The following is a 19,522-nucleotide window of genomic DNA, read 5'->3' as shown; positions in this document are numbered from 1 at the left end:
ACCTGCTGCGCCTATATCGCACAACCTTCCCACTGGTGGAAATATGGCCGAGGTCGACTATTATTCGACGCCCAAGTGCCTGATGGATTCGCCACCCTTCGTGTGATGCAGGCGGCCGAAACGACTGTCGAGGAGGTTCGCCATAGCGTCGGCGGCGCCGGTATAAGCCTCTTCGACCGAAGCCGCGCGATGGGTTACCGCGACCGGAGGCTGACCGGATATCCGGGCCTCTAATACGCACTGCTTATCATCCGGGCCGCCCTTATCGGCGTTCAGATCGGTCAGGTGGACTTCCAGTCGGGTGAGTTGCTCACCGAAGCGATCGAGTGTCGAGGAGAGCGTCGATTCCACGCGCTCGGCCAGCGACGCGCCGCCGTGGATATTGCTGCCGGTGTTGACCTGAATCTGCACGAGCGTCTCCAATCCGATAGGTGTTCGCCCACGGTCACCGACCCGCAGAGCGCGAACTCGGCAATCCGTCAGCAATGCCGACACTACTCGCGTCGGTGCGTGCCCAGCAGATTCCCGAGTTCAGACCGGCTGCGCCGCGATCGGCGGCTTCAGCACCTGAGCGTCGGGAACAACGGTGCCGCGCAACGAGGTTCCCGCGGTCTCGCGCAGGAACGACCAGGCGACGAGTCCGATCAGGCTGGCGCCGACCATATACGCGGCCGGGAACAGCGACCAGCCGGTCGATTCGATCGCGGCCTCGTTGACCAGTGGAGCGGTGCCGCCGAATGCGGCGGTGGAGATGTTGTAGCCGAGGGCGAAACCCGCATAGCGCACATGTGTCGGGAAGATCGCTGGGAAGGTGGAGCTGATGGTCGCCAGCTGCGGCACGTACAGCAGGCCGAGCACGATGAATCCGGTGATGGCCCAACCGGTTCCCTGCCCCATCAGCCAGTACATGGGCAGCGCGAGTACCGCGAGTCCGACCAGCGAGACCAGCCACAGCGGACGGCGGCCGACCCGGTCGGACAGCCTGCCGAAGAACGGCAGCACGATCATCATCACCAACTGCCCGATCAGCATCATGGCAGTGGTGGTCGATTCGCCGACGCCGATGGTGTTCTGCAAGTAGGTCGGTTGATAGGTGAGCAGGGTGTAGTTCACCACGTTCAGGGCGACCACCAGGCCGATCAGCGTCAGGGTTTCGCGGCGATAGGTAGTCAGCACCTCCCATACGCCGCCCGGCGGGTGCGGTTTATCGGCCACCTCGGCGAAGACCGGCGACTCGTCCAGATGTGAGCGCAGATACCAGCCGATCAGGCCGAGCGGCACCGCGAACAGGAACGGCAGACGCCAACCCCAGTCGTGCATCGCATCCGAACCGAAGATGAGCTGACACAGCAGCACGACCGACGAGCCGCCGACGAATCCGCCGAGGGTGCCGAATTCCAGGAAGCTGCCGAGGAATCCGCGCCTGCGGTCATTGGCGCATTCCGCCAGATATGTTGCGGCACCGCCATATTCGCCGCCGGTCGAGAAGCCTTGCACCACCCGCAGGGCGATGAGCAGAACCGGCGCGAACCAACCGATCTGAGCATGGGTCGGGAGCAGACCGATGCATCCAGTCGCACCCGCCATCAACAGAATTGTGGTGGCCAGCACGACTTTTCGGCCGAGTCGGTCGCCGAGCGGTCCCCAGACCATGCCGCCCAGCGGGCGCAGCAGGAAGGAGATGGCGAAGCCGAGCATGGTGCCGAGGGTGCCGAGTTCACCCGGGAAGAATGCGTCAGTGAGGTAGGTGGCGGTCGCGGCGTAGACGCCGTAGTCGAACCATTCGGTGGCATTGCCCATCGCGGACGCGGCGACCGATCGGCGTAGCGTTTTCTTCTCCGATTCGCGATCCGTCACCTGCGCCTCCTCACCAGCCCCGGTCACGGGCCTCGATTCGTTCGACCGGCCCGATCCGATTTTTCCGAGTTCAGGCACGGAATTAACCGGTACCCACGTTCCAAACTGGGCAAACAAGCGGCGGGCCCGCCGAGGTGGCGACGGGCCCGCCGCCACCTGCGGAATCGATGGCAAATGTGAGCATGGTCACACTTGCGTTTTTGGGCAACGAATGCTGTTCGTTGCCAGCCCTTCTGGGGCATAGCGAACCCAGCGTCTTCCGCGAGCGGACCAACTCGCCTCCCGCACCCGGATGACACGCCCCTCATCCTCGCGAGCGAGGCCGATTCACAACGAGCGCGCGTCGATCATCCAGATCTGAATTCCGGACGGCCTGGCATTCTCACCGATCCGATCGATCAACCGGACCAGATCGGCGACATCGTCATTCTTGGCAAGCAATTCGATGCGCAGCCCCGCCTCGACATCGGTGACGAATTCTTGGCCCCGATAGCGTTCGACTCGACTGGCCCGGTCGTCCACCCGGTAGACCTGGCACACCACCATCCGCCGCACGCCGAACATGGCCAGCGCCTGCTTGATGTGGTCGAACAGGGCGGCGGGCAAAACCAACGTGATGAGCTTCGCATCGACGCCGTCACCTGGGCTCATCGGGTCATCGATGCCGTACCCGACACTGCCCTGGAGATGGATGGTGGCATTCACGTGGCCGCCTGGTTCCCGGGCGCCTCACCCGATGGTTTGTCCGGCGCCGGCTTGGGCAGGGCGGGCGCAGCGGGGAACGTCCCCACATGGGCGGAGACCAGGGTCCAGTCCGGATAGTCCGCTTCTTCGCGGGCCGCGACATCACCGGTCTCCAATACATGGTCCGGCATGCGCAGACTCATGGACAACCCAAGATCTTCAGGATTACAAAGGATCTCACGGCGCGAGCATCGTCGCGACACTGCGCGTGACATCCTCCGCGAGCGCGGCGTTCACCGGCGCATGGTGACTGAGCAGTCGGTACCACATAGCACCGAAGACGAAATCGACGACGAGATCCAGCGGGACCGACGCAGTCAGCGTTCCGGCGTCGACACCGCGCTGGAGCAGTGCGCGCAGTGTCGCTCGTCGCGGGCCGATCACGGTGTCCTGCAATCGTTTGGACAGGGCTGGATCGCGCTGTGCGTCGGCCATCAGACCGACCAGCGCCTGACCCGTCACTTTCTGGGCGAGTTCGAACGTGGCCGTGAGCAGGCGCTCGACCGCGACGAGCACATCCACCGATTCGTCCGAAACCCGCAGCGCCGCATGCTCTTCGGCCAATCCGATCAGCGCCTCGATCAGAATCGAGGCCTTATCCGGCCACCAGCGGTACACCGTCTGCCGCCCGACGCCGGCCCCGTCCGCGATGGCCTTGATGGTCAGGTCTTGGTAGCCGTCCCGCTCGCAGAGCTGCAGCGCCGTGTGCAGGATCGCGCGCCTGGCGTCCTCGCTGCGGGGTCGACCGCGGGTTCCCGTCATGCACATCACTTTACAAGACACTGTGCCTCGAATATATTAACGAGGCACGGTGGTTCGAAAATCATCGTGATTCGAACTTCAGGAGGATCTTGTGAACAACAAAGTCGTCATCGTTGGCGGAACCTCTGGAATCGGCCTGGCGACCGCTCGCCGACTCGCCGCGCACGGCGCGCAGGTCGTCATCGCCGGACGCAACGAAGAACGACTCGCCGCCGCACTTGCCGACCTCGGCCCGCAGGTCACCGGCAAGGTCGTGGATGCGCGTGCCGAAAATGAATTGGCACAGCTGTTTTCGGAGGTCGGACCGGTCGACCATGTGGTAGTTACCGTGACCGGACCGTCCGGCACCACCCCGTTCCGCGAACTCGGCCTGGACCATTTGCAGGCCCACGTCTCCGGCAAACTTGTGCCGCACGTCGCCACCATTCAGGCGGCGCTGCCGCACCTCGCGCAGGACGGATCCATCACACTGGTCTCCGCCGCATCCGCGGGCGGCGCCATGCCGACAACCGCCGCACTGGCCGCCGTCAATGCCGGTGTCGAGGCCATCGTCCCCGTGCTCGCGGTCGAACTGGCACCCGTCCGCGTGAACGCCGTATCCCCGGGTGTGATCGACACCGAATGGTGGAGTTTTCTCCCCGAGGATGCCCGCGCCGAGGTGTTCGCCGGAATCGCGGCGCAGACTCCGGTCGGCCGGATCGGCAGCGCGGACGATATCGCCAAGGCCATCGAATTCCTCACCGACAACACCTTCACCACCGGCGTGGTGGTTCGGGTGGACGGCGGCGCACGCCTGGGCTCCCCCAAATAATCCACCTCACCCGGCCTTTCGTCACGAACGTGTTCGCGTGACGAAAGGCCGGGGTGTGGTGAATCAGTAAGCGATGAACAGAATTTCGTCCCGGGAATAGTCGTGCCCCGGGTGGTTCGCGGCCAGATGCGCTTTGGTCTTCTCGACCAGGTCGTCCTCATCCGTCCCGACGATCTGTTCGCCGCAGGGGCAGTTCAGATTTCGCTTCATCAGCGGTCCTTCCTTCTCCCCGTCAGTCTAAGCACGCGCCGCACGCACGAGCCGATGCGTACCCTATCCGGGCCAAGCTCGGCACCGTCGGATTCTGCCATCCCATTCGGCGCCCGGGTTGTAGCTGCAAGCCCTGTCGTGTAATTCGGCCGAGACGGGCACGCCTGATTCGTCCGTCGCGCCGCGTCGATCGACGGCGGCCGATACCGGACGAAACGGCCCATCACGGCCCGAACATAATCCGGCGGCCTCGAACTCGGCACCGCGCTCGAAAGAGCGCAGAATGGGAGCAGGAGGTCATGATGCAACTGCTAAAGGGCCTGCTCGGCGTGGTGTTGGGGATCGTGACAGCCGTGCTCGGCACGGTAGTCGGGATCCTCGCGGCCGTGGTCTGGCTCGTCGGCGCGGTGCTGTGCGTGACAGTGCTCCTCATTCCGTTGGGGCTCCCTGTCATGCGGCTCGCCCGCCGCCTGTTCACGCTCGCTGGGCAGCTGATGCACCTTCCCTGAAGACCGTCCTGGGCTCTTCGACGTCGGACGCGCCGCCGAATTTCCGCGTGCCACCGCAGGCATCGGCGCACCTGCCGACCACCTACCGCAGCGGCACCGGCCACGACAGGCATTGCCAGGGGCATGCCATCCCATTCAACGAGAAACGGCTCGGCGTGCGCAACGGGAGTTCCACACAGCCGAGCCTGGGCCGCGATGGCGGCAGTCGAATATGCCGGCTCGACCGTGAGACGCACACGTCGACCTATTCGGTGTCCTGCGCGGACTGCTTCGCCCACCCCTGGCTGGTAATGGCGTAGAAGATGGCGATGAGCAGGTAGAGGATGAGGGCGACGACGGGCCAGAAGAGGCCTACGGCTATGCAGAGGGCGTAGATGAGGATGCCAGGGTAGGCGCGGGTGGTTTCGCGGCGGGCGAAGGCTGCGTCGTAGCCGGGTTCGAAGAGTTCGGGATGGTGCACCAGGCGCCACCACAAGGGGGCCCAGGGGATGGTCATCATGACGCCCGCGATCCCGTAGACGGCGGCGGCCGCGGCGGCGTCGCGATGTTCGCCGTGAACCACGTATTCGGCGAGAAGGCCAGTGGGGAAAGGCAACACGGAGACGCCGAGCAGCAGCATCAGGTTCCACCAACGGATCACGTGATCGAGATGGTGGAGGCGACCGAAGAAGCTGTGGTGGTTCATCCAGATGATGCCGATGGTGAGGAATGAAGCCAGATATGCCACATACGACGGCCAGATGTGGCCGAGCGCTTCGAGCAGGTGGCCCGGTTCGTGCTCGGGCACCCGAATCTCGAGGATCAGCAGGGTGATCGCGATGGCCATCACGCCATCGCTGAATGCCTCCACCCGGGCGGTGCCCGATAAATGCGCGCTCGGGAACTGCCCTTCGTCGACCATATGTGCAGGGTAACGCTGTGGCGTTACCCATGCCCTTGCTATCGCTGTGAGCGTAGCGCCGTTATGATCCGGCGCTACGCGTACTCAATTCCCTTGATCCGGCTGCGGATACGATCCCGGTCCGCTGCCGTCGCTGCGGCTGAACACCGGGCGAAAATCGGCACCGCCGGTGTCGGTTTGGACGGACGGCTCCGGCGACAGGGCGTCGTGGCTGAACAACCCGGGCGATCGCCCATCTTCCGTACTCATCTCACGAGCCTCCCTCTGATCGGCGACGTATGGCGGACCCTGGCTCGCTGCTCAGCGGTCCGCCCGGATCAACCGTACCTTTACAACGGTGTGACGTACGCGCCGGAGATGCCACCGTCCACCAGGAACTGCGATGCGGTGATGAACGAGGAGTCGTCGCTGGCCAGAAATGCGACGGCCGCGGCGATTTCCTCCGGCTCGGCGAAGCGCCCGACGGGGATGTGCACCAGGCGGCGCGCGGCGCGTTCGGGGTCCTTCGCGAACAGCTCCTGCAGCAGCGGCGTATTCACCGGTCCGGGACACAGCGCGTTGACCCGAATACCGTTGCGCGCGAACTGCACTCCGAGTTCACGACTCATCGCCAGCACACCGCCCTTGGATGCGGTGTAGGAGATCTGCGAGGTCGCCGCACCCATGACCGCGACGAACGACGCGGTATTGATCACCGAGCCCTTCCCCCGCTCCAGCATGTGATTGATGGCGTACTTGCTGCACAGATACACCGAGGTCAGATTGACCTCCTGCACCCGACGCCAGGCCTCGATGCCGGTGGTCAGGATCGAATCGTCTTCCGGCGGTGAGATTCCGGCATTGTTGAAGGCGATATCGAGTCCGCCGTAGGTGTCGACGGCGGTCTGGAACATGGCCTCGACCTGAGCCTCGTCGGTGACGTCCACCTTCACGAACAGGCCCCCCGCTGCACTGGCCGCGGCCTGTCCCGCGGCGGCATCGACATCGGCGACGACGACCTTGGCGCCTTCGGCCGCGAAACGGCGCACCGTGGCGAGGCCGATACCGCTCCCACCACCGGTGACGACGGCGACTCGATCCTGTAAGCGCTGCAACACATCTCCTTAACTAGGTGGCGATGAAGACGTTCTTGGTCTCGGTAAAGGCAAGTGCTGCATCGGGTCCGAGTTCGCGCCCGAGGCCGGACTGTTTGAATCCGCCGAACGGCGTCCAATACCGCACCGAGGAATGCGAATTCACCGACAGATTCCCGGCCTCCACACCACGCGACACCCGCAGCGCCCGGCCGACATCATTGGTCCAGATGGAGCCGGACAGACCGTATTCGGTGTCATTGGCAATGCGAAGGGCATCGGCCTCGTCTTCGAACGGCACCACTGCGACCACCGGCCCGAAGACCTCCTCGGTGAGCACCCGATCCGATGGCGCGTCGGGGAGCACAACCGTTGGCGGATACCAGAATCCGGGACCGTCGGGCTGCGTGCCGGTGAATGCGACCTTGGTGGACGGCTCGACGAACGAAGCAACCCGGTCCCGATGCGCGGCCGAAATCAACGGCCCCATTTCGGTGGACTCATCGCCCGGATCACCCACCCGAACGCCACGAACCGCCGGTTCCAACAACGCCAAGAATCTGTCGAAAACACTGCGCTGCACCAGAATTCGCGATCGCGCACAGCAATCCTGTCCGGCATTGTCGAAAACACCGTAGGGCGCGGTCGCGGCCGCACGCTCCAAATCGGCATCGGCGAAAACGATATTCGCGCTCTTACCACCGAGTTCGAGCGTCACCCGCTTCACCTGACGCGCACATCCGGCCATGATCTCCTTGCCCACCTCGGTGGACCCGGTGAAGACCACCTTCCGCACGGCCGGATGGGTCACGAACCGCTGACCCACCACCGCCCCTTTTCCGGGCAGCACCTGGAAAACCCCTTCCGGCACACCCGCTTCGAGCGCGAGCTCACCCAACCGGATAGCGGTCAGCGGCGTCAGCTCCGCGGGCTTGAGCACCACGGTATTCCCTGCGGCCAGCGCAGGCCCGAACCCCCATGCCGCGATCGGCATCGGGAAGTTCCACGGCACGATCACCCCGACCACGCCGAGCGGTTCGTGGAAGGTGATGTCCACCCCGCCCGCGACCGGAATCTGGTTGCCCAGCAGACGTTCCGGAATCCCCGCCGCGAAATGCAATACATCGCGGACATTGCCCGCCTCCCAGCGTGCATTGCCGATGGTGTGTCCGGCATTGGCGACCTCCAGCTGGGCCAGCTGCTCGAGATTCGCATCGACAGCCTCGGCGAATCGACGCAGCAGCCGAGCACGATCCCCCGGCGCGACCGCGCGCCAATCGGCACCGGCACGCTGCGCCCGCTCGATGGCCGCATCGGCCTCGGCCGCACTCAGCAGCTCGAGCGTCGTGACGACCTGCTCGGTCGCCGGGTTGACCACCTGCGTTGTCGTCACGAATTACGTTCCTTTCGATAGGTGGCCGCCGCCTCGACCAGTGCTCGCATCAGCCGCGTATCGGTCGCGTCCGCCTCCGGATGCCACTGCACACCCACCAGGAACGGACCGTCGGTCGCCTCCGCCGCTTCGATCGTGCCGTCCGAAGCATGTGCGGTCGCGACCAGACCATCGGCGAGGACGGCGACTGCTTGGTGATGGTGGCAATTCACCTTCACCTCCGGTCCGGCGATCGTGGCGACCAGGCTGTCGGGCACGGTCGTGACCCGGTTCGGGTGAAAACCGCCCGGCGTACCGGAATGGTCGTCGTGGCCGAGCAGATCCGGCAGGTGCTGGATCAACGTGCCGCCGAAGGCGACATTGACCAGTTGCAGGCCGCGACAGATCGCGAGGGTCGGCAGACCGGCCGCGCGCGCCAGGGCGAACAGCTCGAATTCGGAATCGTCGCGGTCGGCGCGGAGTGGGCCGAGGGCCGCATCCGGCGGCGCACCGTAGCGGGCCGGATCGATATCGGCACCGCCGGTCAGCACCAGCCCGTCGAGTCGATCCACCAGCTCCGCGCGCGCCACGCCGGTGGGCGGCAGCAGCACCGGTATACCGCCCGCGCGCTCGACCAGCTGCAGGTAATTGTGCGGCAGTACCGCACTCGGGACATCCCAGGCGCCGAACCGGGCCTGTTCCAGGTAGGTCGGCAGGCCGATGATCGGACGGATCTGCTCAGAGCCGCTCGAAACCACGGATTCGCTCCCAATCGGTGACCGCGGCGTCGAAGGCGTCCAGCTCGACCTGTGCCGCATTCCGGTAATGGTCCACCACGTCGTCGCCGAACGCTGTTCGTGCCACCTTGCTCTCGCCGAACAATTGCGCCGCTTCCCGCAGCGTACGCGGCACCCGCGGGCGCTGGGACCGGTAGGCATTGCCATGGAACTCCGGCTCGAGCGGGAGCGCGTGCTCGATACCGTGCAATCCGGCGGCAATTGTCGCGGCGACGGCCAGATACGGATTCACGTCGCCGCCCGGGATCCGGTTCTCCATCCGCAGGGACAGATCCTGGCCCACCACGCGCAGCGCACAGGTCCGGTTGTCGCGTCCCCAGGCCAGTGCGGTCGGGGCGAAACTTCCTGACATGAATCGCTTGTAGGAGTTGATATTCGGAGCGAGCAGATAGGTGAACTCACGCAGGCAGTCCAGTTGTCCGGCGAGGAAATGCCGCATTAGTGCGGAGGTGCCGTGCGGGCCGTCACCGGCGAATACCGCGGCCCCCGAATCGGCGCGCAGGCTTATATGGATGTGGCACGAATTGCCTTCGCGCTCATTGTATTTCGCCATGAAGCTGAGACTGCGCCGCTCCTGGGCGGCGATCTCCTTGGCGCCATTCTTGTAGATGCTGTGGTTGTCGCAGGTCACCAGCGCCTCGTCATAGCGGAAGGCGATTTCGTGCTGGCCCGGATTGCATTCACCCTTGGCCGATTCGACATACAGTCCCGCACCGGCCATTTCATTGCGAATGCGACGCAATAGCGGCTCGATGCGTGCGGTCCCGAGCATCGAGTAGTCGACGTTGTACTGGTTCGCGGGCCGCAGATCGCGATAGCCGCAGTTCCACGCGTCCTCGTAGCTGTCGTCGAAGACCAGGAACTCGAGTTCGGTCCCGACATAAGCCCGCAGCCCACGCTCGGCCAGCCGCGCCAATTGCGCCCGCAATATCTGCCGCGGCGAAACCGTGACCGCCTGACGTGCGGGTTCCACATGCTCCACATCGCACAGCACCAGCGCGGTTCCCGGCTGCCACGGCACCAGCCGCAGGGTGCTCAGATCCGGCCGCAGTACGAAGTCGCCATAGCCGGTTTCCCAGGAGGAGATCGCATACCCGTCGACTGTGGCCATATCGACATCCACCGCGAGCAGATAGTTGCACGCCTCGGTCGCGTGCCCGATCACCTCGTCCAGGAAAAACCTTGCCGCACAACGCTTTCCCTGCAATCGGCCCTGCATATCGGTCATTGCCACCAGCACCGTGTCGATCTCCCCGGCCTCGACGAGCGCCCGCAACTGCACTAGCTCCAGCATCCCCGTACGCATCGATAACCCCTCTCGGCAGCAACCTTGCCAACGCTAGAGCAAAAGGGTCGAGCGCGTGCCCCGACACACAAAACCCAATGGTCGGTTGGTGTTGAATGGCCTGGTGGACGACCCGAGCTTCGATCCGTCACACCACCCGGTGCCGACACCGCCGCGCCGGCGAGCGCTGCTTTTCAGGTCTTCGCAAACGGGTTGGCGGTGGCCGGTGGCGGCGCGGTCCGCGCTCGCATTCGGATTGCCCGCGCTGATCGTGCTCGCGGCGGGTCAACGGCAGCAGGCATTGATCGTCGCGCTGGGTGCCTTCGCCGTTCTCTACGGCGAGGCGCGCGCCTACCGAATGCGTTGGCGGATAGTGCTGATCGCGGGTGCGGGCTTTCTCACGACAGCGGCGCTAGGTGCGGTGATCGGCGATTCGGGGCAGGCGGGGACGGCCGGAATCGTCGGTGTGGCGGCACTTTCCGTGGTGGCGCTGGTCGCGAGCTATGTCATGGTCGCGACGCGGGCCGGACCGCCGGGCATGTTCTTCTTCGTGCTGGTCTGCGCGGTGGCAACGCGGATGGCCGTCGCCGGTGTTTCGGTGCCGGTAATCGTGGGATATACCGCGCTCGGCGTGCTGAGTTCGGTGCTGGTTTCGATGAGTCCGATGCTGCGCGATGCGCGTGCGCCGGAAAAGGCGGCGATGACATCGGCCTTGCGTGCCGTCGATACCTATATCGAATACCGGAAGGGCGGGCAGCCGTCCGCCGCCGAGCGGCACGCGGCGGGTGCGGCGCTACATTCGGCGTGGGCCACGGTTCATGATGCGGGTCTGCCTGCCCGCGAACCGGATTCGGAGATCGTCCGGACGCTGCTGGCCGCACATCGCCAGTTCATCGGGATATCGGACTCCGCACCGGACGTACTCGACGCGCCGGTACCGATGACCCGTCCGACCGTCGGTCAGCGACTGCGGCGCTCCCTGACCATCCGCTCGCATGCGGCGACCACGGCGCTGCGCACGCTGGCCGCCGCCGTGATCGCGGGTGGCCTCAGTGTGCTGTTGGATCTCGGCCGACCGGACTGGGCCGTGATCACCGGCGTCCTGGTGCTGAACTTGGGGCCGGATCGCATTGTCGGCACCGTGCGCGCATTGCATCGCGTCGGCGGCACAGTCGTCGGGCTGATCGTGTTCGCGACGCTGCACGCACTAGCACCGTCGGGCGTGGTCCTCGTGCTGGTTCTCATGACGCTGATGTTCCTGACAGATCTGTTCGTGGTGCGCAACTACGGGATCGCCGTCGTCTTCATTACGCCGTTGGCGTTGCTGATCGGCGGTGCGCTGGTCGGGCCGATACTGGTTCCCATCCGGGATCGCTTTATCGAGACGCTGGTCGGCGCGCTGGTCGCGGTCGCGGCCATGTGGGTGATCGTGCCACGTGCACATCGGCACGACCTGCGATGGAACGAATCCAGGGTGCTGCGGGTGGCCGCGGACCTGGTCGAGACGCTGCGCACGAAGCCACCGGCCGATCCGGCCGCCATGCGTTTGCGTCGCGATCTACAGTTCGAACTGGTCGGCAATCACCTCAGCGGTGTCGCCGCATATCGCGATGAACCGGCGTGGGCCCGGGCGCAGTGGTCTCGACATGCGGAGATCGGGCGGATCGGGTACGACCTGCTCGCGCGGTGTTGGCTGACACCGGCGAAACAACTGCTCACCCATCCCGACGACCTGGCCCGACAGATCGGCCGAATGGCGAACAGCGCTGGACCGATCGACACGTCCAGTTCGTCGTAGTTGGTTCACGACAGCGCGGGGCGGCATCTCCAGGGGCGGTGGCGGATCCGATACTCGCCGACCTGCTGGACGAGACCCGCCACGCGGGTCGCGAGTACTGGCGAGCCGACCGAACTGCCTACGCCGCAAGTCGAACGCACCGTAATGCCGACGCGTATGCTCCCGGCTCGCGATGTCAATGCGGCACGTCGTTTGCTGCCGAACGGTCAGTACGAGCGGCGAGAACTCGGCCGCACTCAACGATGTGATCGAGGGTGTTGTCGATGTGCCGGACGCTCGTTCGCGGATTGATGGTGCACATGCGCAGGACGGTCTCGCCGCGCACCGCCGTGGTGGTGATCATGGCGAATCCGCCGTCCAGCACGGTGCGCGCCAGCTCGGCTTGGAAGGAGTCGAGTTCTGCGCCCGGCGCCACACCGGGCGGGCGATATCGGAAAGTGACGATCCCCAGCCCCGGCTCGCTGGCCGGTTCGAGTTCGGGGTGGTTGCCGATGCGTGCGGCCGCGTGCTCGGCCAGAGTAATTCCTTGGTCGACGGCGTCGCGGAAGGCGTTCGCGCCAAAGGTTTTCAGCGACAACCACAGTTTGAGCGCACGCAGACCGCGGGTCTGCTGCGGGCCGTAGTCGGACAGATTCGGTTCTCTGCCATCGGATTCGGAAACCGCGAGGTAGCCACTGTCGAGGAAGTGCCGGGCCATCGCGAAGGTTTCCTTCAACTGCTCGGGCTGCCGAAGTAGGACACACCCGAGTTCATAGGGCTGGAAGAGCCACTTATGGGGGTCCAAGGTAAGCGAATCGACACGATTGAGACCCGCCAGGGTGCGGCGACCGCGGGCGGTGGCGGCGGCGGCCGCACCCAACGCGCCGTCGGCGTGCAGCCACATCCCTTCTCGACGGCATACGTCGGCGAGTTCCTCGATCGGATCCACGGCGCCGGTACTGGTGGTGCCGATCGTCGCGACGACCAGGAATGGATGCCATCCAGCGGCGCGGTCGGAACAGATACGCTCGGCCACTCGCACCGGGTCCAGTCGGAGCCGGTCATCAGGCGGCAGGACCACGAGTTGGTCACGTTTCAGGCCGACGATGTGCAGTGCCCGGGCGATCGAGGGATGGGCTTGGGTCGAGCAGTAGGCGCGCGCTGTACTGAGATCGCCGCCGAGCAAGCTGTCACGCGCCGCGGTCAATGCCGTGAGGTTGGCGATCGAGCCACCGGAGACGAACAGTCCGCCGAAACACGGTTCGAGACCGAGGAGTTCGCGCAGCCAACGCAGCGTGACCAACTCCAGTTGGGTGGGCCCGGAGCCGACCAGCCACGCCCCCGGGACCGACAAAAAAGCCGCCACCAACGCGTCCGCGAGTACCGCCGGATAGTTGCCGGAGGTCGGCACGAAGCCGAAGCACCGCGGATGGTCGGAATGCATACCGGACGGCAAAGCGTCGCCGGCCAGCCGCTCCAACAACCCCACCAGGTCTTGGCCGTGTTCGGGGATCGGCTCATCCCAATTCTGTTCGAGGTCATCGCGAGACCGGCGGACGAGCACCGGACCGAACTCACCTTCGCTCATGCGCTCGATGATCAACTCGATCGCACGTCGGCCCGCCGCACGCATCTGGTCGACCGGCAGGGTCAGCGGTGGCCGGGTCAGCATGACGCTGCTTCGACGCAGGCTGACACGGCCCTCACCCAGTGGGACCCGGCCGCGGTGAGGTGCGGATGCGCCTGCAGGCCGGCGACAGCTTCGGCGAGCTGGAGCAAGACGAGCTCGTCTCCCTCGGCTACCTCCACCCCGGGTTGGGCTTGCGCCCACAGCAATGCGTGACCGGCCGGAAGGTCTGCCAGGCAACGGTTTTCCGCTGACACAAGGGCACCGCCTGCCAGCCGATAAGTTCCAGATTCCGGCAGTGCGCCCAGCCGCCCGTCGCGCTCGGCGTGCACAACCAGCTGGCCGAGCATCGGCACCGGCGCGACGACGGTCTGCACCGGCAGCTCCGGCAGCAGACAGGCGAGCACATGCAGACCAAGGCACGGCAGCAGGTCTGCGCGCTGCTCGGCTGCCTGCACCAACGACACGACCGTCTGGAATCGGGGATTGATCTCGATGGCCAACGGCCGATTCCCATCCAGTACCAGGTCCAAGCCGAAGACCCCGCGGTATCCGCGCAGACGAAGCTGATCCCCCACCCGAGCCGCGGCCGTGCGGATGGCTTCGTAGGCGCCGTCGGGTAGATCGGCGGGGGCGATGAGCTGATTGCCGCAGTGGGCGCCCCAGACGGTGGTCAACCCGGGGATGCCGACCAGCTGATGCGACACCGCCGTTACGATCGTGGCGTTTCCGGCGACGCATGCGGTGACGGTTACCGAGGGGCCGTCTACGTACCGGCCCACTCGCAATTCCCTTGCGGCCCAGGCATCGAGACACTCCTGCAACTCGTCGTGATTCCGCGCGAAACGAGTGCCCCTGCCGATCAGATTGTTCTCGCGGCGTTGGACCACCACCGCCTCCCAGGCGTCGGGCCAGTACTGTCTCGCGGCGGCACGGCCGAACGGCGGCACTCGCACAAATTCCGGCGTTTCGATGTCGGCTGCCGCGAACAAGGCCAATGCGTCGAGCTTGTCCGCCGCGAATGCCGAAACCGCCCGGTCGGGCGCCAGCAACGGCAAGGCCCTGGACGCGGCCCACTCAATGGCCGTCGGACCATGTTCGGGGGCGAACGCCACGCACACCGCACGCCCGGCAGTCCCGAAACCATTATTCTCGGTTTTCGAAAATGGTGAAAAGGCATGCAGCTCAGGCCCACATCCGGCACGGAAAGCAGGCCGAGCGGATGCGGCCAGGAAGGGTGAACGGTCCAGCCAGTAAATCTCGTCGACCACTGCTTGCAACATGCCGATGCCCGCCTCCAGGCCCACCCCGTCGATCTTCGCGAGTCTTGTTGGGGTAAGGCGGGATTCGGCCGTTGCGCAACCGGTCGCCTGGCTGATCGTCATGGCCCGTGACTCTATCCGAGCCGTTTTATCGGCTATGGATCAGCGACGCGAGATGTCACTCCGCGGGTAGGGTAGCGGCGACCATGACTGCGACGGGACATTGCTAATCTCACCGCCATGATGAACTCGAGATTTGCTCTGGCACTGTCCGTTCCGGTACTCGCCACCCTCGTCGGCATACCGCTCGCAGGACCAGCTAACGCCGATGACGTGTTGCTCACGTGCACCGAGAAAGGAACCGTCAACTGGCTCGGCGCTGGGATCGGCGACTCACCCGCAAAGGTCGGTTGGACCGACACGATCACATTCAGCAACTGCACTGGTCCGGCGATTGACCAGGGTTTGCCCTACCCCGTCAGTGAGACGGACGCCGGCACCGAGACCGCCAGTTGCAGTCAGCCGACCACCGACAACGAAAGCACAGGGACGATTGTCTGGTCCGACGGCAGCACCACCGCAGTCAGCAGCGGAAGTTCCGAAATCGAAGCCGACGGATCCCGTAGCGGCGAATTCCCAACGCTGATCAGTACCGGACCCTATAAAGGCAAGACCGCCACCGACACCAACACTGTGACTCCCGCAATCGGCTCCAGCATCGCGACCCCCTTCGGCCAGCTGTGCCTCGGCGTGACCTCCGCGACGCTCGAGGGAACCTTCACGATCACCAAGTGAGTTTTGTTCACTTTGCCCGAGGCGTGCGGACATGTGTCGGACGCCTCGGTGAACATTCGCCTCGCGACCCGGAGTCCGTTGTGCCGCTACCCATCCTTCCCCTTCTGCCCCCTCGGGAACTTCCCGGTATGCAGCGACAGAGTCTGGTCTCTCCGCCGAGCACCATCGGCTCCGATCTAGCGATGTGCCTTCGCCGGGCAATGGACGACGAGGAAGTGCCGCTACCCGATGTCCGGAATCTCCAACCACCGATCATGGCGAACAGCGACGAGTCTGCTTTACGGCTGGACACCGCACAGGCTCGTTACGACGCATACTTCGGCGTCCGTAGAACTCGAGACCACGACGCCCTGGCCAAGGGCGTCCTCATCGCCTTCCACGGCGTGCTCGACAATCTACGGTCCGCCCAATCGCACCTTGCACCGGTGCAATGGCATCCGTTGGCTGCCGGAATACACAGCACGCTGAATTTCCTGCTGCCTGCCGACAGGCGCACCTGCTACCGGTATTCGCCGCTGCCGCGCGCTCACCGCGCTGCTGATCCTGCCGGGCGCTGGCAAGTGGGACACCGTGCGTTTTTCGTCCTCACCCAATGCGTCATCATCGGATTACGCGGTTTTCTGGACGCTGCGGAACGTGCAGCATGGCGTGACGCGGTCGCAGCGCTGGACTATGGCACCGCGATGCTTGCCGCATCCGAAGCGTGCCTGCGATTCACCGCTGACTTCCACTCCGACGACTACCGCCGAACCGTGCGTCCCGCCATGCCACCGGAATTCACCGGACTCGCGTCCGCCGACCACGCCTGCCTTATCGCATTGCTGCGAGCGGTGGGACCTGCACTGCGGGCAATGCCCGCGGAGTTCTCGGAACATCGGGAGGCACTGCGGGCCACACTGCACTCCGTTTACCTCGCCCACCAAGGCATCTGCGCTCGATTCGACGGCGACCGCGGTCCGAGTCTGCGGATGGCTCCGCACAGCGCCGTACCGGCGACGGCTGTCCTGTCTCGCCTTGCCCGTTCGCGGTCTCGGCTTCTCGAACCGCAGATCACGCTATCCGGGCAGGAGGCGAGCGGCTTCGCGGCAGAGTAGATCCCAAGCACCTGCCACATGGCGGTCTCGGGTGGAGATCGCGCCTATGGCCATTCGTAACGTATATGCTCCCCGTAGTTTGGTGTGGGACAGGTAGATCCGTCCGGTCGCATTGACCGCTTCGAGGAGTTGCCGGTTCACCTCGTCCGGCCCGCGCAACCGGAAACACACCAGCGATAACGGATGTGGTGCCATCAGCTCGAATCGACTATCGCCGACAACCCATTCGGCGAACTGCTGCGCGAGCGCGACATGGTGCCGGATGTGCGCGCGAAGACCTTCACCGCCATACCAGCGGATGACCGACCAGAGCTTCAGGGCGCGGAACCGACGGCCCAACGGCACCCCCCAATCTCGGTAATCCACCACCGCGTGCGACTCGCTGGCCCGGTTGCGCAGATATTCCGGCAGCACGGACAAGGCACCGATCAGCGCGTCACGATCAGCTACATAGCAGGCGTCACAGTCGAATGTGGTGAGCAGCCATTTGTGCGGATTGGTGGCGTACGAGTCCGCATAGTCGTTGACGCCGTGATGAATCCAGCGCAGTTCGGGGCATATGGCGGCCACTCCGGCGTGTGCGGCGTCTACGTGCAGCCAGGCACCGAATTCCGTGCAGACAGATCCTATTTGTGGGACGGGATCGATAGCGCCGGTCGAGGTCGTACCGATTGTCGCCAGCACCATTGCGGGGGTATAACCCGCAGCAATATCGCGCTTCATCGCGTTCCGAAGTGCGTCCGGGTCCATCGAGAAGTCCGCGCGAGTGTCGATCGTTCGCAGCGCCGCGGCACCGAGCCCGGCGACGCGGGCGGCTTTCTCGCATGCCGAATGCCCTTCGGCGGATGTGTAGACGGTAAACCGACCGCTTGCCACACCGTCACGCGTCGCCCGTCCGTTCGAAGCCCTGTGCAGCGCGGCGAGCAGGGCCACCAGTATTGCACTGGAGGCGGTGTCCTGGATGACACCACCTCCGCTGCCGGTGGAAAGAAACCGATCGGACAACCCCAACAGTCCGGCCAGCCAATCGAGGACGTGCTGCTCCAGTTCGGTACATGCCGGGCCGGTCTGCCACATCATCCCCTGCACATTCAGTCCGGCAGTGAGCAATTCGGCCAGCACTGCCGGTCCTGAAGTATTGCTCGGGTAGTAGGCGAAGAAACTCGGATGTTGCCAGTGTGTGAGACCTGGCACCACAATCGTGTCCATATCTTCGAGCACCGCATAGAAATCTTCACCGTGCTCCGGCGCCCGGGCCGGTAGTTGCTCTCGCACCTGTCCCGGTTTCACCTGTGCGAGGACGGGTAAGGACTCCACTCGGTCCCAGTAGTCCGCAAGCCAATCCACCACCGCGCGACCGTATTCCCGAAACTCGTCCGCGGTCATATGCCTGGGCGCAGGATCGACGGCTTCCGGCGCCGGCGACCACTGAGCATCTCGCATATATCCGCCCTTCCTCGGTGTTCCGATGACGGTCACTGTACTTCCGGTGCGCCGGTTTCCCGACCGTGCGGCCTATGCCGTCGTGGTGGCAGCCAGATATGCACCCGGATCGGGGATTGCCGCTCAGATGGAACGACCTCCCCCTATCCACCCCTATCGGCAGTCATGCACGATGGCTACAACTCCGGCGCAGCATCATCGGACCGAATTCGGCACGCGCGCGCTGATCTGCACAATCGATGAACCGCCCGCGGCCACCTGGCCATTCGCACACATCGGGCAACTCGCCGAAGCCACCCCGAGAGCGGATTTCGGACATGCCATCAATGGCAAGGTGATCGAACATGAAGACGATCCTGATTACGGGGGCCACCTCGGGCATCGGTCTCGAAGCCGCGCAACAGCTCGCCGCAGGGGGCGATCGGCTGGTGTTGGTCGGCCGGAATCCGCAGAAGCTCGCCGACAGTGCGGAATTGGTACGGGCCGCGGGGGCGGGGGCCGTCGATGCGCTGGAATGCGATATGGCATCGCAGTCGTCGGTGCGCCAACTCGCCAAGGCGGTCGAAGCCACCTACGACCGCATCGATGTACTGGCCAATAATGCGGGCGGCTACCACCCGACGCGCACCGAAACCGAGGACGGTATCGAGGCGACCTTCGCCACCAACCATCTCGGCGGATTCCTGCTCACCGAACTGCTCATCGATCTGCTGGTGCACAGCGCCCCCGCGCGCATTCTGTTCACCTCCTCGGTGATGCATTACGGCGCGACCCTCGATTTCGACGATCTCGGGTTCCGCGAGGGCTATTCGGGCGAAAAGGCCTACAGCCGGTCCAAATTGGCCAATGTGCTCTACACCCGCGCACTGGCCGATCGGCTGGCGGGCACCGGCGTAACGGTCAATGCCTTCCATCCCGGCGCGGTCGCGACCGGTATCTGGAACTCGCTGCCGTGGTTCGGGCAACCGATCATCGCGCTCGGCAAGCGGCTGTTTTTCATCACCGCGGCCGAGGGCGCCGCCGCACTCACCTTCCTCGCGACCGATCCGAGCGTCGCGGAGGTGACCGGCGCCTATTTCCGCAAGACCCGCGAGCGCGAACCGTCGCGGTTGGCCCGCGACGATGCGCGTGCCCGCCAATTGTGCGAGGTGAGCGCAAGTTTGGTCGGGCTGCCCGGATAAGGCGATCCACGACAGCGCCGTC

At 65.0% G+C, this 19,522-nt stretch carries 20 protein-coding genes; 6 read left to right on the top strand and 14 right to left on the bottom strand.

The annotated features are described in order from the left end of the window. Positions 1–60 precede the first annotated feature (60 nt). From ACIBJI_RS35500 to ACIBJI_RS35480, 5 genes are all read right to left on the bottom strand, one after another. Positions 61–411, bottom strand: a complete 351-nt coding sequence (locus tag ACIBJI_RS35500) for an HPF/RaiA family ribosome-associated protein (RefSeq protein ID WP_364344827.1) — start codon at positions 409–411, stop codon at positions 61–63. A gap of 120 nt (positions 412–531) precedes the next feature. After that, positions 532–1,800: an MFS transporter gene (locus ACIBJI_RS35495; protein WP_364345206.1), complete on the bottom strand. Its 1,269-nt coding sequence runs from the start codon at positions 1,798–1,800 to the stop codon at positions 532–534. A gap of 384 nt (positions 1,801–2,184) precedes the next feature. Next, positions 2,185–2,562 carry a P-II family nitrogen regulator gene (locus ACIBJI_RS35490; RefSeq protein ID WP_364344830.1) on the bottom strand — a complete coding sequence of 126 codons (378 nt, stop codon included), beginning with the start codon at positions 2,560–2,562 and terminating at the stop codon, positions 2,185–2,187. Continuing rightward, a complete protein-coding gene (locus tag ACIBJI_RS35485) occupies positions 2,559–2,744 on the bottom strand; it encodes a hypothetical protein (protein ID WP_364344833.1) in 186 nt (61 codons plus the stop codon). Before ACIBJI_RS35485 ends, ACIBJI_RS35490 begins: the two co-directional genes overlap by 4 nt. A 34-nt stretch (positions 2,745–2,778) precedes the next feature. Next, positions 2,779–3,363, bottom strand: a complete 585-nt coding sequence (locus tag ACIBJI_RS35480) for a TetR/AcrR family transcriptional regulator (protein ID WP_364344836.1) — start codon at positions 3,361–3,363, stop codon at positions 2,779–2,781. Between the two features lie 91 nt (positions 3,364–3,454). On the opposite strand from ACIBJI_RS35480, the gene ACIBJI_RS35475 reads away from it, so the two are divergent. Further along, on the top strand, positions 3,455–4,174 hold the full coding sequence (locus tag ACIBJI_RS35475; protein WP_364344839.1) for an SDR family oxidoreductase: 720 nt from the start codon (positions 3,455–3,457) through the stop codon (positions 4,172–4,174). A gap of 63 nt (positions 4,175–4,237) precedes the next feature. On the opposite strand, the gene ACIBJI_RS35470 is transcribed toward ACIBJI_RS35475, so the two are convergent. After that, complete coding sequence (locus tag ACIBJI_RS35470) at positions 4,238–4,384, bottom strand: DUF1059 domain-containing protein (RefSeq protein WP_063813334.1); 147 nt, start codon at positions 4,382–4,384, stop codon at positions 4,238–4,240. Positions 4,385–4,686: 302 nt separating this feature from the next. Between ACIBJI_RS35470 and ACIBJI_RS35465 the strand changes: the two genes are divergently transcribed. Further along, on the top strand, positions 4,687–4,893 hold the full coding sequence (locus ACIBJI_RS35465) for a hypothetical protein (protein ID WP_364344843.1): 207 nt from the start codon (positions 4,687–4,689) through the stop codon (positions 4,891–4,893). Between the two features lie 244 nt (positions 4,894–5,137). Here the strand turns inward: ACIBJI_RS35465 and ACIBJI_RS35460 are convergent, their stop codons facing one another. The 5 genes from ACIBJI_RS35460 to ACIBJI_RS35440 form a co-directional block, all read right to left on the bottom strand. Further along, positions 5,138–5,794: a TMEM175 family protein gene (locus ACIBJI_RS35460; protein WP_364344846.1), complete on the bottom strand. Its 657-nt coding sequence runs from the start codon at positions 5,792–5,794 to the stop codon at positions 5,138–5,140. A 329-nt stretch (positions 5,795–6,123) separates the two neighbouring features. Beyond that, complete coding sequence (locus ACIBJI_RS35455; RefSeq protein ID WP_364344849.1) at positions 6,124–6,891, bottom strand: 3-oxoacyl-ACP reductase; 768 nt, start codon at positions 6,889–6,891, stop codon at positions 6,124–6,126. A 10-nt stretch (positions 6,892–6,901) separates the two neighbouring features. Then, on the bottom strand, positions 6,902–8,260 hold the full coding sequence (locus ACIBJI_RS35450) for an aldehyde dehydrogenase family protein (protein ID WP_364344852.1): 1,359 nt from the start codon (positions 8,258–8,260) through the stop codon (positions 6,902–6,904). Continuing rightward, positions 8,257–8,997: a gamma-glutamyl-gamma-aminobutyrate hydrolase family protein gene (locus ACIBJI_RS35445; protein ID WP_364344855.1), complete on the bottom strand. Its 741-nt coding sequence runs from the start codon at positions 8,995–8,997 to the stop codon at positions 8,257–8,259. Before ACIBJI_RS35445 ends, ACIBJI_RS35450 begins: the two co-directional genes overlap by 4 nt. Next, positions 8,978–10,342 carry a glutamine synthetase family protein gene (locus ACIBJI_RS35440; RefSeq protein WP_364344858.1) on the bottom strand — a complete coding sequence of 455 codons (1,365 nt, stop codon included), beginning with the start codon at positions 10,340–10,342 and terminating at the stop codon, positions 8,978–8,980. The genes ACIBJI_RS35445 and ACIBJI_RS35440 overlap by 20 nt, the downstream gene beginning before the upstream one ends. Before the next feature lie 205 nt (positions 10,343–10,547). Between ACIBJI_RS35440 and ACIBJI_RS35435 the strand changes: the two genes are divergently transcribed. After that, positions 10,548–12,119, top strand: coding sequence for an FUSC family protein (locus ACIBJI_RS35435; RefSeq protein ID WP_364344861.1), 1,572 nt, complete (start codon positions 10,548–10,550; stop codon positions 12,117–12,119). Positions 12,120–12,294: 175 nt separating this feature from the next. Here the strand turns inward: ACIBJI_RS35435 and ACIBJI_RS35430 are convergent, their stop codons facing one another. Together ACIBJI_RS35430 and ACIBJI_RS35425 are read right to left on the bottom strand one after the other, a co-directional pair. After that, positions 12,295–13,770: a pyridoxal-dependent decarboxylase gene (locus ACIBJI_RS35430; RefSeq protein WP_364344864.1), complete on the bottom strand. Its 1,476-nt coding sequence runs from the start codon at positions 13,768–13,770 to the stop codon at positions 12,295–12,297. Further along, positions 13,764–15,110, bottom strand: coding sequence for an ATP-grasp domain-containing protein (locus tag ACIBJI_RS35425; protein ID WP_397087688.1), 1,347 nt, complete (start codon positions 15,108–15,110; stop codon positions 13,764–13,766). The genes ACIBJI_RS35430 and ACIBJI_RS35425 overlap by 7 nt, the downstream gene beginning before the upstream one ends. Positions 15,111–15,227: 117 nt before the next feature. On the opposite strand from ACIBJI_RS35425, the gene ACIBJI_RS35420 reads away from it, so the two are divergent. Together ACIBJI_RS35420 and ACIBJI_RS35415 are read left to right on the top strand one after the other, a co-directional pair. Continuing rightward, on the top strand, positions 15,228–15,782 hold the full coding sequence (locus ACIBJI_RS35420) for a hypothetical protein (RefSeq protein ID WP_397087686.1): 555 nt from the start codon (positions 15,228–15,230) through the stop codon (positions 15,780–15,782). 128 nt (positions 15,783–15,910) lie between these two features. Then, on the top strand, positions 15,911–16,876 hold the full coding sequence (locus tag ACIBJI_RS35415; RefSeq protein ID WP_397087684.1) for a hypothetical protein: 966 nt from the start codon (positions 15,911–15,913) through the stop codon (positions 16,874–16,876). Here the strand turns inward: ACIBJI_RS35415 and ACIBJI_RS35410 are convergent. Then, positions 16,838–18,262, bottom strand: coding sequence for an aminotransferase class V-fold PLP-dependent enzyme (locus tag ACIBJI_RS35410; RefSeq protein ID WP_397087682.1), 1,425 nt, complete (start codon positions 18,260–18,262; stop codon positions 16,838–16,840). The genes ACIBJI_RS35415 and ACIBJI_RS35410 overlap by 39 nt on opposite strands. Positions 18,263–18,663: 401 nt before the next feature. Here ACIBJI_RS35410 and ACIBJI_RS35405 point away from each other — a divergent pair, with 401 nt between their 5' ends. Beyond that, a complete protein-coding gene (locus tag ACIBJI_RS35405) occupies positions 18,664–19,500 on the top strand; it encodes an SDR family oxidoreductase (protein WP_364344873.1) in 837 nt (278 codons plus the stop codon). The last annotated feature ends 22 nt before the right edge of the window (positions 19,501–19,522 follow it).

The organism is Nocardia sp. NPDC050408 (assembly GCF_044458905.1).
GTDB lineage: Bacteria > Actinomycetota > Actinomycetes > Mycobacteriales > Mycobacteriaceae > Nocardia.
The sequence above is the reverse complement of the archived record's forward strand: the minus strand, read 5'-3'. Positions and strand labels throughout refer to the sequence as shown.

Excerpts from the sequence above, each read along its gene's own strand:
- ACIBJI_RS35425 (WP_397087688.1), bottom strand. The coding sequence starts at position 15,110 with ATGACGATCAGCCAGGCGACCGGTTGCGCAACGGCCGAATCCCGCCTT.
- ACIBJI_RS35465 (WP_364344843.1), top strand. The coding sequence starts at position 4,687 with ATGCAACTGCTAAAGGGCCTGCTCGGCGTGGTGTTGGGGATCGTGACA.
- ACIBJI_RS35480 (WP_364344836.1), bottom strand. The coding sequence starts at position 3,363 with ATGACGGGAACCCGCGGTCGACCCCGCAGCGAGGACGCCAGGCGCGCG.
- ACIBJI_RS35410 (WP_397087682.1), bottom strand. The coding sequence starts at position 18,262 with ATGACCGCGGACGAGTTTCGGGAATACGGTCGCGCGGTGGTGGATTGG.
- ACIBJI_RS35470 (WP_063813334.1), bottom strand. The coding sequence starts at position 4,384 with ATGAAGCGAAATCTGAACTGCCCCTGCGGCGAACAGATCGTCGGGACG.
- ACIBJI_RS35405 (WP_364344873.1), top strand. The coding sequence starts at position 18,664 with ATGAAGACGATCCTGATTACGGGGGCCACCTCGGGCATCGGTCTCGAA.
- ACIBJI_RS35420 (WP_397087686.1), top strand. The coding sequence starts at position 15,228 with ATGATGAACTCGAGATTTGCTCTGGCACTGTCCGTTCCGGTACTCGCC.
- ACIBJI_RS35430 (WP_364344864.1), bottom strand. The coding sequence starts at position 13,770 with ATGCTGACCCGGCCACCGCTGACCCTGCCGGTCGACCAGATGCGTGCG.
- ACIBJI_RS35440 (WP_364344858.1), bottom strand. The coding sequence starts at position 10,342 with ATGCGTACGGGGATGCTGGAGCTAGTGCAGTTGCGGGCGCTCGTCGAG.
- ACIBJI_RS35495 (WP_364345206.1), bottom strand. The coding sequence starts at position 1,800 with ATGGGCAATGCCACCGAATGGTTCGACTACGGCGTCTACGCCGCGACC.
- ACIBJI_RS35460 (WP_364344846.1), bottom strand. The coding sequence starts at position 5,794 with ATGGTCGACGAAGGGCAGTTCCCGAGCGCGCATTTATCGGGCACCGCC.
- ACIBJI_RS35485 (WP_364344833.1), bottom strand. The coding sequence starts at position 2,744 with ATGAGTCTGCGCATGCCGGACCATGTATTGGAGACCGGTGATGTCGCG.
- ACIBJI_RS35415 (WP_397087684.1), top strand. The coding sequence starts at position 15,911 with ATGCAGCGACAGAGTCTGGTCTCTCCGCCGAGCACCATCGGCTCCGAT.